Below are 13,074 nucleotides of genomic sequence, written 5' to 3' on the forward strand. Positions count from 1 at the left end.
AGTCTCCCACCATCCACACCACATCTTGAATGATGAGAATGTCAGTCCACGCACAAGGGTTTCGTTAAGCCTCGCCGATCGCTGCGTTACCGGCGTGCTACTCCTCGTCGATCAGTTGCCAGTTGCGTCGCGGGAGGAGGCGGATCAGGAGGTAGGCGGCGGCTGCCCCGACCAGGAATCCAGGGATCGACCAGCGCCAGCCGAGCAGCGGCTTCTGCTCTGTTTTGAGGACTGTGGTGGTGGGGGTGTCGTCGACTGCGGCGACCTCGGCGGGGGTTTGGGGGGCGGCGGGGAGAAGCGTCGGGCCGCCGACCGCGTCGTTGTGGCCCTTGCCGTGCAGGAGGCCGAGGTCGACCAGGAGCTTCACCAGCTTCACGTCGTCGGTGGCGCGGTGCCAGACCGGCTTGTCGGGGAGTTTGCCGGTGCTGAGGTCGGATTGGGTGGTCGCGATCCAGGGGCCGCCCGGTGCGTCGGGGTAGATGATGTCGAGCCGCCACGGCGTCATGTCGTGGATCAGCCAGGTCGCCCGGACGAAGGTGCCGCTGGAGTGCTCCACATCGTCGGCGGGGCCTTTGGGCTCGGTGTCGAGCAGCGTCTGCAGTTGCCCGTAGATCTTGTCCTCGTAGCCGGTGGCAACGACCTTGCCGTTGTCGGGTGAGCTCAGCAGCACGCTGGTCGGGCCACCGGCGTGGGCCGGGAGGGTGCCCACACCTGCGACAGCCAGGACGATCAGCAGGACGGTTCGGCGTACCCAGTGCAACATGGCGGTCTCCTCAGTCGACTGCCCTTGATACACCGCAACCAGCCGGCCGGTTCCCGCATCAGCGGGCCAGCTCGACCGCACGGTCCTTCTCCGGCACACCCTCGAGGCGGAACGTCACCCCGTCCCGCACCCAGACCAGTGTCGGCCCAGCCACCCGCACTGTCTGCTCGACACCGGTCTTCTTCACCAGTACGAGCTCATGCGGCGTACTGAACCAGAAGCCGTCGATCTCCTGCACATGCTCCGGCCCCATGTAGAACTTCTTGATGTACATCGGCGAGGGCTCGGCCAGGATCTGCTCCAGCCGTACTACGCCAGTCCCTGTCGTCCAGCTCATCGCCACAAACCCAGCCGATGCTTGGACATGCTCTGGCGTCCCCAGCGCCTCGGGCACCACCGGTACGAACCCAGCAGTCTTGGCAGCCTGAGCCACCGTCTGGTCCCCAGTCACCTCGCGGGCCTCCGGTGCACTCGTCGGCCCACTAGGCACCTGCACCGCCTCGACTCCCCCGATGTTCAGCCACTCAGCCACCTGGGCTCTCACCGGCTCGGCGATGAGCGCCCCGGCCAGCAACACGGCTAGTAGAGCGAGGAGCGACCGCCAGCGACTCCGGACGGCTTCGCCGAAGGTACGGCGTACAGGCGGCTCTGCGATCCGCTCAAGCACCTTGGCGGCCAGCCCGTCGGCGACAGGGGGCACTGCGGCGCCACGGCCGAGCGCACGGAGCTCCTCTTCCAAAGACGTCATCGCTGCACCTCCCTGTGAGGTAGTTGCGTCCGTAGTCGCCCCAGCGCCCGGTGCAGCCGCGACTTCACAGTCCCCCGCGGCCAGCCCAGCACAGTGGCCGTCTCCTGCTCATCCAGCTCCAGCAGGTACCGGCACGTCACCACTAGCCGGTACTGCTCAGGCAGACCCCGTACCGCCGCCAGCAACTCTGCACGGCGCTCAGCGGAGGCCGCCTGATCCGCCGGATCGAGCACCTCGTCCGGTAGTACCGCCAACTCCTCGCGCCTCGCTCGACGCCCGCGCGAGCGCTGCAGGTTGCGCGTCTCGTTGGTCACGATCCGCAGCAGCCAAGGCCGGAACGCAGCCCCGTCCCGGAAGCTCCCCAACGCCCGGAACGCCTTGACGAACGACTCCTGCACGACATCGTCCGCCTCCGACCCGGCCCCCAGAAACACCGCGGTCCGCTTCGCCACCGAGGCATGCATCAGCACCAACTCGCCGTACGCGGCAGTCTCCCCACCACGCACCCGAGCCAGAATCTCCGCCTCGTCCGAACCGCCGATCCCGGCCTCCCATCCACTGCCTACGCCCTCACTACACCTCCGCCGGGCCGTTGGTTCCAGCTCTTACTGGCGAGGTTTGACCCGTTTGGTCGGGGGCGCCGTCAGCGGATCTTCCGGCCAGGGATGGCGGGGGTAGCGGGCTCGCAGGTCGGCGCGAACCTGTGGATAGCCCTGCTGCCAGAAAGACGCGAGGTCGCTGGTGATCGCGACCGGGCGTCGTGCGGGCGAGAGCAGATGCAGCACCACCGGCACCCGGCCATCCGCCACCACCGGTGTCGTCGTCCACCCGAAGACCTCCTGCAGCTTGACCGCGAGCACCGGCGGCTCGACACCGTCGTACGCGAGCCGCACCTGGGATCCGGACGGCACCTGGATCCGCTCCGGCGCAAGCTCTCCGAACCGCGTCGCGGCCGGCCAAGGAAGCAGTCGTCTGAGCCCGGACCCAACATCAAGCTGGGCCAGGTCCCGCGAGCCCCGCACCGATGACAGCTCGAGCCAGTCGTCGAGGTTCGCCAGCAACGCCGCGTCATCCACCGCCGGCCACGGAGCTCCGAGATGCGCATGACAGAACGCGAGCCGCTCCCGCAACGAGACAGCTGCCTCCGACCACCGCAGTACGCCGAGACCGCTCTTCCTCAGCCCATCGCGAACAGCCGCCTGAACCAGCAACGGATCCGGCTTCACCAATGGCACATCGCTGAGCACGATCGCCCCCAACGCCTCCACCCGCCGCGTCACCACCCGCCCGTCCTCCCAGCGAATCACCTCGCTGGAAAACACCAGCTCCCCGGCAACCTCTCGAGCTGTCCCCTCATCAAGAGGCGCCGCCAACCGAATCCGCGCATCCGCCCGCCCCGGCCCCCGATCAGCAACCGCAACGGCCAACCACCGTGTACTCCGCAACCCCGACTGCGCATCCAGCGCAGCCCCCGTCCCACCCGACATCTGATAGCTCGCCGAGTCCACCTCACGAGCCCGAGCAATCCGATCCGGATAAGCCAGCCCGACCACAACCCCAGCAGCCAAATCATCCGGCACCCCACGCCCCGCACCTCCGGCCTCCCCAGCGCGGCCCGTCGTCGAGCGGAGTGCTCCACCGCCTGGTTCGGCGCCGCGGCTCAGGCGTTTCGTTTCTTCTCGCCAGCGTGCGGTGGCTGCGCGGTCGGTGCCTCGGCGAAGCGAGCGCCAGCGGGCCGGGAGGTCGTCGGTGAAGTAGCCGGCGGAATCGTCGGAGAGCATCGCGACGATCTCGCGAGCCCGCTCGGCGCCGACCCGCGACGTCCCGTCCAGCAGCGCGCGAGCCAACCGCGGATGGGCACCGATCGCGGCCATCTGACGCCCCCGCGAAGTGATCCGTCCGTTGTCGTCGATCGCGTCCAGCCGACGCAACAGCTCGGTCGCCGCCGTCATCGCCACCACCGGCGGCGCCTCCAGCAACGCCAGCCCCTCACCCCCAGGCGCACCCCACGCAGCAAGATCCAGCGCGAACCCGGCCAGATCAGCAGTAGCAATCTCCGGCGCAGGGTGATCGTCGAGATGCGAATGATCGGTCGCCGACCAACACCGATAGACCCGACCAGGCGCCTCCCGCCCAGCACGCCCCGCCCGCTGATCCGCCGACGACTTCGAAACCCGGCAAGTAACCAGCGCCCCAAGCCCCCGCGACTGATCAGTTCGAGGTTCCCGAGCCAACCCCGAATCAACCACAACCCGAACCCCCGGCACAGTCAGCGAACTCTCCGCCACCGACGTAGTCACCACGATCCGACGCCCATCGCCCGGCGCCAACGCCCGCTCCTGCTCGGCCCGCGACTGTCGCCCGAACAACGGCAACACGTTCTGCCCACCCAACCGGCGGGTCACGGCATTGATCTCGGCCTCACCCGGGACGAACACCAAGATGTCGCCCTCGTTCTCACCCAACGCCCGCAGCACCACCGCCGCGACGTGATCCAGCAACCGCGGATCAACCCGCCCACCCGGCAAGATCGGCACCGGGACAGCAGGCGGCACCCACTCAACCTCCACCCCGAACATCGCGACCGACGCAGTCACAACCGACGCCACCCCACCTCCGACGCCCGAGCCACCGCCACCCACGCCACCGCCCGCGCCGCCGCCCAGTACGCGGCTCAGCCGGGCTGCTTCCGCGGTGGCCGAGGTCGCAACGATCGCCAGATCGTCACGCAGATTCGTGCGGACGTCGACGCAGAGCGCCAGCAGCAGATCCGCATCGAGATGCCGCTCATGGCACTCGTCGATGACGATCGCGGCGACCCCAGGCAGCTCCGGGTTCTGCTGCAACCGGCGTACCAACAGCCCGGTCGTCACCACCTCGACCCGGACGTCCTTGCCACCACTGCGCTCACCACGCATCGCATACCCGACCCGCCGCCCCAGCGGCTCTCCCACCAGCATCGCCAACCGGCTGGCGGCAGCCCGCGTCGCCATCCTCCGGGGCTCGGCGACAACCACCACACCACCCAGCGCATCGGCGAGAGCCAGCGGCAGCAACGAAGTCTTCCCCGACCCCGGCGGCGCCACCAACACCGCAGTACCGTGCCGACGCACCGCATCGACAGTCACGGGCAGCACCGCCCGTACAGGCAGGTCGGCCCCCGGCACAGACACATCAGGCAACAACACAGCGCCGACGCTAGCCGACCCACCTCTGCCCACCGGCCGCCGAGCGCACCGGTGGGGCATTAAGGTCGAAGGCGTGCCCGAAGTCGATGCTTCCTTTCTAGCCCTCCCCCGACACGAACTGGCCGACGCCGCGTTGCAGCGGGCCAAGGATCTGGGGGCCACCTTTGCCGAGTTCCGGTTGGAGCGGATCCGGTCCGAGTCGATCAACGTGCGCGACGGCGTCCTCGAGAGCGCCCGCGACGACGAGGACCTCGGGCTCGCCGTCCGGGTGATCCACGACGGGACCTGGGGCTTCGCCGCCGGTGTCGCGCTGACGATCGACGAGGCCGTCCGGGTCGCCGAGCAGGCCGTGCACCTGGCGCAGGTCTCTCGGCCGATCAACTCCGAGCCGATCGAGCTGGCCGACGAGCCGATCTACGACGACGTCACCTGGACTTCGGCGTACGAGATCGACCCACTGAGCCTCCCCCGAGCCGACAAGGTCGCCCTGCTCGTTGACTGGAGCAACCGACTGCTCCAGGCCGACGCCGTCACCCACGTCACCGCGCACGTCTCCTCGGTCAACGAGTGCAAGTTCTACTCGAACTCCGAAGGCACCTCCACCACGCAGCAGCGCGTCCGGATCGGCCCGAAGATCCGGGCGACCGCAGTGGATCCCGAGACCGGCCGGTTCGACACTATGGCCAGCTGCGCGCCGCCTGCCGGCCGCGGCTGGGAGTACCTGACCGGTACCGGCTGGAACTGGGATGAGGAGCTCGCTCAGATCCCCGGCTGGCTGGCCGACAAGATGAGCGCCCCGAGCGTCGAGGCCGGCACCTACGACCTGGTGATCGACCCGACCAACCTGTGGCTCACCATCCACGAGTCGATCGGTCATGCGACCGAGCTGGACCGCGCACTCGGCTATGAGGCCAACTACGCCGGTACGAGCTTCGCCACCCTCGACAAGCTGGGCAGCCTCAAGTACGGCTCCCCCGTCATGCACGTGACGGGCGACCGTACCCAGGTGAACGGCCTGTCCACCGTCGGGTACGACGACGAGGGCGTGGCCGGGCAGCAGTGGGACCTGGTCAAGGACGGGATCCTGGTCGGGTACCAGGTCGACCGCCGGATGGCGAAGGTCAACCAGGACGTACTGGGCACCGAGCGCTCCAACGGCTGCGCGTACGCCGACTCCTCCGGGCACATCCCCATCCAGCGGATGGCCAACGTGTCCCTGCAGCCCGCTGCGGACGGCCCCTCGACCGAGGAGCTGATCAGCCGGGTCAAGAACGGCATCTACATCGTCGGCGACAAGTCCTGGTCGATCGACATGCAGCGGTACAACTTCCAGTTCACCGGTCAGCGGTTCTTCAAGATCACCGACGGCAAGCTGGACGGCCAGCTGCGCGATGTCGCGTACCAGGCCACCACTACCGACTTCTGGGGCTCCATGGAGGCAGTCGGCGGCCCCGAGACGTATGTGCTCGGTGGCGCCCTCAACTGCGGCAAGGCGCAGCCCTCCCAGTCCGGCGCGGTCACCCACGGCTGCCCGTCCGCCCTGTTCCGCGACGTCCGCATTCTCAACACCACGCAGGAGGCCGGCCGGTGACGTCCACCATTCAGCTCAGCCCACAGGACACCATCGAGCGCGGCCTACAGCTGGCTGCGGCCGCAGGGGCGTCGGGTTGCGTAGTACTGGTCTCTGAGACCTCCAGTGCCAACCTGCGCTGGGCTAACAACACCCTGACCACCAACGGCGCCATGCGCGGCTCTCGGGTCACAGTGATCGCCACTGTCGGCGCAGGCGAAGGTACTGCCGCCGGCGTGGTCGGTCGCTCGTCCGCTACCGACGCCGGCCTCCAGGACCTCGTCTCGGCCGCCGTAGCAGCCGCACGCGAGGCCGACCCCGCCGAGGACGCCCGGCCACTAGTCGAGGGCACTGTCGGCGCTGGCTGGGACGACGAGCCCGACGAGACATCTGTCAACGTGTACGCCGACTTCGCACCCGCACTAGGCGAGACGCTCACCCGGGCGACCAAGGAGAGCCGCTGGCTCTACGGCTTCGCCGACCACGAGGTAGTCACCCTGTACGTCGGATCCTCCACGGGACTCCGGTTGCGGCACAGCCTGCCCCGGGGATTCGTCTCGGCGACAGGCAAGTCAGGCGACCTGAGTCAGTCGGCCTGGGCCGGCGCCGCCACGCGTGACTTCCGCGACATCGACCCGCTCGCGATCGACGCCGAACTCACCCGCCGACTCGGCTGGGCGTCCCGTACAGTCTCCGTCGAGGCCGGCCGGCACCCGACCGTGCTTCCGCCCGCGGCGGTGGCCGACCTGACGACTTTCCTCTTCTGGGAGCTCGACGGCCGCGACGCCCATGAGGGCCGCAGCGTCTTCTCGAAGCCCTCGGGCGGTACCCGGATCGGCGAGACGCTGTTCCCGCAGCCGGTCGCACTGCACTCGGATCCTCGGCTGACCGGGCTCGAGACGTTGCCGTTCGCGGTCGCGAGGGCATCGGGCGGTTCGTCCAGCGTCTTCGACAACGGCCTCGCCCTCGGCCCGACCGACTGGATCCGCGGCGGAAGGCTCGAGAACCTGATGCAGAGCCGCTTCACCGCCGACCTCACCGGTGCGTCAGCGGTCACCCCGGCGATCGAGAACTACGTGCTCTCGGTCGACGGCGCCTCCGGTAGTACGGAAGACCTCGTCGCCGGACTCGACCGGGGCCTGCTGCTCACGTCGCTGTGGTACATCCGCCCGGTCGACCAGCAGACGCTGCTGCTCACCGGCCTGACCCGGGACGGCGTCTACCTGGTCGAGAACGGCGAGGTGACCGGTGCCGTGAACAACTTCCGTTTCAACGAGAGCCCGGTCGACGTGCTCGCCCGCTTCACGGCGGCCGGCGCGACCGTACCGACCCTCTCCCGCGAGTGGGGCGACGACTTCTCCCGCACGGCGACCCCGCCGCTGCTCGTCCCCGACTTCAACATGTCCAGCGTCAGCCAGGCGTCCTGACCGAACGCCAGAGGCCCGGCACCCCGTAGTACGGGATGCCGGGCCTCTGTCTTGATCAGGCCTGCGGGGCCGGCGGGTAGCCCGGGTAACCCGGCTCGCCACCGGCGCCCGGACCGCCGAAGCGCTCAGCGGCCTTCGGGTCCGGACCGTACGCGTTGTCGCCCGCGTTGCCCTCCTGGATGGCGAAGACCAGGAAGACGATCCAGCCGACACAGGGAACGAGGTTGATCAGATACCACCAGCCGCTGCGGCCCGTGTCGTGCAGCCGCCGCCAGCTCACGGCGAGTCCAGGCACGAGCACCGCGAGGCTGTAGAGCCCGCTCAGCACGCCGACGGAGTCGTTCGGCCCGAACTTGGTGCCGATGACCAGATCGATGATGCTCAGGACGATCCCGATGATCGCGTTGAACAACACGAACATCCAGTATTCCTTGCGCCGCGCGCGGCCGCTGAATTCGGCGTACTTCTTGATGACATCTGTGTACCACTGCATGGGTGTTTCTCCGATGGTCGAATGTGAACGCGGACCGAGCCTGTCGGTACCCACTAGGTTCGTCAATGCAAGGTTTCGCTTCGGTGACCAGATCGCAACACGGCACGCCGTAGTTCGAGTCAACTTGAGATCAACGGAGCCGGTTTCGCCTGGGTGACCCGCCACAACCGGCGGCCGTTCTCCTCGTACGGATCGGCGCCGCCGAGCTCCCACCGGTCGGCCAGTTCGTGCACCAGCTCGAGGTCGAAGAACCGGCCGGCGAACCCGTCCTTGGCATACAGTCCGTCGCCGATCTCGGCACATTTGCCGAAACGGCTGTCATCGGTCGACCACACGGTGTAAACGAAAAGCCCGCCAGGGCGTAGTACCCGGCGGATCTCGTTGACCAGGGTGCGGAGTTCGGTTCGCGAGAAAGCCATGTTCAGCAGGACGTTCGCGTACACCGCCCCGACCGTCGCGTCGGCCGGCGGCAACGGATCGCGGACGTCGTGCAACGCCGCCGTCACCCGGTCGTCCAGCCCTTCGCGCTGCGCGTCCAGCCGCAGCCGGTGCAGCGCCGACTCACTGAAGTCGGTGGCATGCACGCTGAATCCCTGCCTGGCAAGGTAAAACGCGTCCCGCCCCTGCCCGGCACCCAGCTCCAGCACATCATCGATGCCCGCAGCACCGAACAACTTCGCCGTCCACCGCGCCGCCGCCGAAGCCTCCGCACCATGAAGGCTCGGATGCTGCTCGTAAGCCGCCTGCCACCGCTCTTGCTGAGCCCTCGCGAGCTCCACATACCCAGTCTTCATCTTGCTCCCCGTGTACGCCTCGCCAGTCTTTTCCCAACCAGCAGACCCCAGCACCCTACGCGACGAAGTGAGTAGACGTACTCAAGCGCCCGCCCGTTCCACCTAGCGATAGTGAGGTGAACGATCGAGGAGGACGCCAGATGAACGCCCACGCCACTGACTTCCAGTGCCCCGTCTGCCACACCCAGCTCCACCTGGACGTCCGGGCAGCCACCGCACCGCCACCACCGGTAGTCCCTATGCCTGTCCACAAACCCCCAGGTCAGCAAGGCCCTCTGCGCCCACCGCCACTGCCGAAGCCGCGCCGGGCACCTCGCCGCGCAGGCCTCGATCATCGCCACCCTCGCCGCCATCTCCTTGACCGCTTCCGTCCCGGCCGCCCGCCACAAGCTCGCCGGTACCGCCGAAGCGCTCGCCATCCTCGGCAGCGGCCTGCTCACCGTCGACCTGTACGGCGCCCGCGCCCTCGGCCTGATCGGCCCCGACACCATCGACGGCCTCACCTACTTCGGCCTGGCCGCCGCGATAGTTGCCGCGACCAACCTCTTGATGTCGCGGATCGCGCCCACGGTGATCACGTACGGTGTCGCCGCCGTCATCATCGGTCAGCTCCCGCTGCCCTTCCTGGTGGCCGACCGCGTCGCCCTCGCCCCGTTTCTGCTAGGCCTGCTCATCCAGGTGGCGATCACCCTGTACTGGACGTCAAAGGGAACCAAGGTCGTCCGCACCACCGGCGCGATCTGCTCCGCCATCGTCTTCTGGGCCCTGATGATCACCGGCTCTGTCCGCGTCCTCATCAGCCTGGTCGCCCACCACTCGGTCCAGTCCCGCCCAGCCCTAAACGACTTCGTCGACGGTCCAGCGACTGCCCTGTCCCCCGTCCTCGCCACGACAGCCATCCTCTGCCTGTCCGCCTTAGTGGGCATCGTCCTACTCCGCAAGATCGCCCTTCCCCTAGCCATGCCACCAGCGGTCGGCGAATCAGCCTGTACAGCCGCCGCCGCATTCGCCTTGGCGACCTAGCTCCCCCAGCTCCCCACCACCGGCCGCTGGCTCGACACGGCCCTAGCGGCGTCACTCGCCCTGGCGGCCCTCCTGATGCCCAAGCGGACCGGCACCATGCCCTGGACCGCCGCCGCAGTTGTTGCCGTCATCAACTTCTTCGTCTGCGCCGCCACTGACGACATCGTGCAACTAGGCCTGATCTCCGCCGCCATCTCAGCCCTGGCCCTAGTCGCCGCCCGGCGCAACCGCCTGACCCCGCCGGCCGCAGCAATCACCGCCGGCTTCGCCGCCCAACTCGCGATCGTCCTGACCACCTACGACGGCCTCTTCACCCTCTGGACCGGCGCCATCCTGCTCGCCCTCACCGGCGCAACATCGATCTCCACCGCCTGCCTAGTCAATAACCACGACCTAAACCGCGCACTCCTCCTACCCGCAACCTGCGCAACAGCCATCGCCGAGTCCATCGCCCTCATCGACGGCAACCCCACGATCACCGGCATCACCCCCACCATCGCCGCCGCCCCACTAGTTGCCTACGGCATGCGCCCCACCCGCCGCCCCGCCCTACTCCTATCCGGCTTCCTACTAACCCTCGCCAACACAGCCTTCGTCCTGGGAACCAACGCCACCACCCTCGAATGGTTCACCCTGCCCCCCCGCCGCCGTCATCCTCGCCATCGGCATCTACGCCTACCGCACCCAATCCAGCTGGATCTACCTAGGCCCCGGCCTCCTACTAGCCCTGGCCCCCTCCGCTTTAGTTGCCAACAGCAACACCGACTACCTCCGCACCACCTTCGTAGTAGCCGCCGCCCTCCTGACAATCCTGATCGGCACCCGCTACGCCCTACAGGCCCCCTTCATCATCGGCGCCACCGTCCTCCTCAAAATCGCCCTCTGGCAATTCCTCCAGGTAGCCCCTCTGATCCCCCTGGATCACCCTGGCCACCGCCGGCCTAATCCTCCTCACCGTAGGCGCCACCTACGAACGCCGCCCACAAAACGCCAAACAAGCAGCCCACTGGCTAACCTCCCTGCGCTAGCCAGACACCCAAGCTGTTGCTGGTCCACGAACGTCCGCATAACCTCAGCTCTCACCGGGCGGAGGAGTGTGCGCGATGACGAATCGACCAGTTCACCCTCTGTACAGCGACGTACGTGAAGCACTCGAGACGCTGCGGAAGGGGGCAGGCATCCCCACCTCCAAGAGGCTCACCGACAAGAGGACCGTGGCGCGGCCCATCCTCGACCTACCTCTCGTTCGGCAGATCATGCGATCCGGCAAGGACGACAGCACCGCAGCACATGAGGTCATCGAGCGATGCGTCGCCGGGCTGGAGGACAAGACCTCTCAAGTCGTGATCCAGGTGGCGCTGGCCCTAGACGCAACGAGGGTCGTCGACCGGCTGATACTGGCACAACAGACGGTCGGAGCCCGTAGAGAGTCCCTTCTCGGTCACTGGGCGGAGTACTTTCCCACGGGCCAGGCGGCGCCGACCATCAATCAGCTCCGGCACAGGTTCGAAGATCGGGCTTTCGACCAACTCACCCAGCTGATCCTGTCTCCCAGAGCTCGCGACCTCTGCTCACCGACCGCAGCCGGAGCGATCGGCGGCAAAGGCCGCGTCCTCGTCGTCGGAGGTGTGGTCAACGACATCACCTTCAGAGTTCCCGAGTACCCCGAGCACGAGATGGCCACCGAAGCCGCAGGCTGCCGGATCACGCCCGGCGGCAAGGGATACATGCAGGCGGTCGCCGCCGCCCGTCTCGGACTCGACGTGACCTTGCTCGCGGCTGTCGGCGACGACCGCGATCCGCAGCCGACTCTGGACAGGTTGGCCGTCGCCGGCGTCGATGTCTCGCAGGTGAAGGTGCGTCCTGGCGAGATGTCGAGCTGGACCGGGATCCTCGAGTTGCCGAGCAGCGCCAGTCAGGCAGTGAACTTCCGCGGACGGGCTGCACTGACCACCGCGGACATCGACGACAGCGCTGCCGAGCTAGCCGCCTGCGACGTGGTCCTGGCCACCTTCGAGATACCCAGTGAGGTGATGGCACACCTGCTGGGTGTGCTGTCAGAGCTACCGGATCCACGGCCGACGGTCATCATCACGCCGGCCCAGCCATACACGACGAGGATCGACCGGCATCTGCTGAAGGCGGCGGACTTCCTCGTTGCCCGGCAGTGGGAGTTTCTCCGGTTGTTCCCGGAGGGCAACCGGAACTTCCCGGGCGACGAGCTCTACGAGAATCTTCTCGACCTCGACATCGGTCACATCTGCCTGATGAACGACGACGGCTCGACGATCTACTCGAACGCCGGCGACATCGAGGGCCGGAAATTCAGCTATTCACCACCTGGTGTCACCAATTTCCCCAGCTCGGCGATCTCGAGAGATGCGTTCTGCGCTGCCCTCGCCTGGCACCTGGTCGAGGACCGGTCCGCGAAACTGACGGACGCGGTGAAGTGGTCCGCTGCCGCCATGGCGGCAGCCGCTGCGGCGTACGCGACATTGACCGACGGACCAAAATCCGACGCCACTATGGAATCTTTGCCGGATCGTAACCAGATTGCACGCCGCGCATCACGCCAGCAACCTGACCAGGTCACGCCCAGCGATCAGTGATTGACCGCCTGACGGCCGTCAAATCAACCGCTAGCTGGCCAAACTCCGTCAATGACGGTCAAAACAGGACTTCTGACGATGCATTCGGCTTGGCCTGTCGAAACACGGCCGACAAGCGCCCGACGCCAGTCAAAGAAGCACCCTGCCGCCGCCAGAACGCCGTGCCTTGACGGCAGAACTCTGCGCGCTTGACTGGTAATGGCGGCCGCCACTCTAATCCATCGGTGTTTTGCGAGATCCTCTCTGCGAGCGGATCTCCGGCGGAGAGGACGTGATTCCGATGCTGGCAAACAGTGCGGCGCTACTGATTCTGGCCATGATCATCGGCACCCTTCTGGTGTCCTACTGGAAGCAGATCATCCGCTGTCTCGCGATCATCACGACCACAGTTCTCTGCTTCGGCCTCCTTGAACTCATCGCTCTATTCAACAACTGAAGTGATGCCGAGGAGATCTCGAT

General features: G+C 67.3%; 12 protein-coding genes. 6 read left to right on the forward strand and 6 right to left on the reverse strand.

Annotated elements, in window-relative coordinates:
• Positions 1-97: 97 nt before the first annotated feature.
• From AB0M15_RS22355 to hrpB, 4 genes are all read right to left on the reverse strand, one after another.
• Positions 98-763: a hypothetical protein gene (locus AB0M15_RS22355; protein WP_363822148.1), complete on the reverse strand. Its 666-nt coding sequence runs from the start codon at positions 761-763 to the stop codon at positions 98-100.
• Positions 764-821: 58 nt separating this feature from the next.
• A complete protein-coding gene (locus AB0M15_RS22360; protein WP_363822153.1) occupies positions 822-1,511 on the reverse strand; it encodes a hypothetical protein in 690 nt (229 codons plus the stop codon).
• Positions 1,508-2,017: a sigma-70 family RNA polymerase sigma factor gene (locus tag AB0M15_RS22365; RefSeq protein WP_363822156.1), complete on the reverse strand. Its 510-nt coding sequence runs from the start codon at positions 2,015-2,017 to the stop codon at positions 1,508-1,510. Before AB0M15_RS22365 ends, AB0M15_RS22360 begins: the two co-directional genes overlap by 4 nt.
• Positions 2,018-2,116: 99 nt before the next feature.
• Positions 2,117-4,699, reverse strand: coding sequence for an ATP-dependent helicase HrpB (gene hrpB / locus AB0M15_RS22370; RefSeq protein ID WP_363822159.1), 2,583 nt, complete (start codon positions 4,697-4,699; stop codon positions 2,117-2,119).
• 73 nt (positions 4,700-4,772) lie between these two features.
• Between hrpB and AB0M15_RS22375 the strand changes: the two genes are divergently transcribed.
• Together AB0M15_RS22375 and AB0M15_RS22380 are read left to right on the forward strand one after the other, a co-directional pair.
• Positions 4,773-6,290, forward strand: coding sequence for a TldD/PmbA family protein (locus tag AB0M15_RS22375; protein WP_363822161.1), 1,518 nt, complete (start codon positions 4,773-4,775; stop codon positions 6,288-6,290).
• On the forward strand, positions 6,287-7,696 hold the full coding sequence (locus AB0M15_RS22380) for a metallopeptidase TldD-related protein (RefSeq protein WP_363822164.1): 1,410 nt from the start codon (positions 6,287-6,289) through the stop codon (positions 7,694-7,696). Before AB0M15_RS22375 ends, AB0M15_RS22380 begins: the two co-directional genes overlap by 4 nt.
• 55 nt (positions 7,697-7,751) lie before the next feature.
• On the opposite strand, the gene AB0M15_RS22385 is transcribed toward AB0M15_RS22380, so the two are convergent.
• Both AB0M15_RS22385 and AB0M15_RS22390 read right to left on the reverse strand, forming a co-directional pair.
• Complete coding sequence (locus AB0M15_RS22385; protein ID WP_363822168.1) at positions 7,752-8,189, reverse strand: DUF805 domain-containing protein; 438 nt, start codon at positions 8,187-8,189, stop codon at positions 7,752-7,754.
• A 119-nt stretch (positions 8,190-8,308) separates the two neighbouring features.
• A complete protein-coding gene (locus AB0M15_RS22390) occupies positions 8,309-8,983 on the reverse strand; it encodes a class I SAM-dependent methyltransferase (protein WP_363822171.1) in 675 nt (224 codons plus the stop codon).
• Positions 8,984-9,340: 357 nt separating this feature from the next.
• Here AB0M15_RS22390 and AB0M15_RS22395 point away from each other — a divergent pair, with 357 nt between their 5' ends.
• The 4 genes from AB0M15_RS22395 to AB0M15_RS22410 all read left to right on the forward strand — a co-directional run bounded on the left by AB0M15_RS22395 (position 9,341) and on the right by AB0M15_RS22410 (position 13,051).
• Positions 9,341-10,006 carry a hypothetical protein gene (locus AB0M15_RS22395; RefSeq protein ID WP_363822175.1) on the forward strand — a complete coding sequence of 222 codons (666 nt, stop codon included), beginning with the start codon at positions 9,341-9,343 and terminating at the stop codon, positions 10,004-10,006.
• 75 nt (positions 10,007-10,081) lie between these two features.
• Positions 10,082-10,951 carry a hypothetical protein gene (locus AB0M15_RS22400; protein WP_363822177.1) on the forward strand — a complete coding sequence of 290 codons (870 nt, stop codon included), beginning with the start codon at positions 10,082-10,084 and terminating at the stop codon, positions 10,949-10,951.
• 158 nt (positions 10,952-11,109) lie between these two features.
• Positions 11,110-12,615, forward strand: a complete 1,506-nt coding sequence (locus AB0M15_RS22405; RefSeq protein ID WP_363822180.1) for a PfkB family carbohydrate kinase — start codon at positions 11,110-11,112, stop codon at positions 12,613-12,615.
• A 271-nt stretch (positions 12,616-12,886) separates the two neighbouring features.
• Positions 12,887-13,051 carry a hypothetical protein gene (locus AB0M15_RS22410; protein WP_363822183.1) on the forward strand — a complete coding sequence of 55 codons (165 nt, stop codon included), beginning with the start codon at positions 12,887-12,889 and terminating at the stop codon, positions 13,049-13,051.
• Positions 13,052-13,074 lie beyond the last annotated feature (23 nt).

This window comes from Kribbella sp. NPDC051718 (assembly GCF_040681515.1).
Taxonomy (GTDB): Bacteria; Actinomycetota; Actinomycetes; order Propionibacteriales; family Kribbellaceae; genus Kribbella.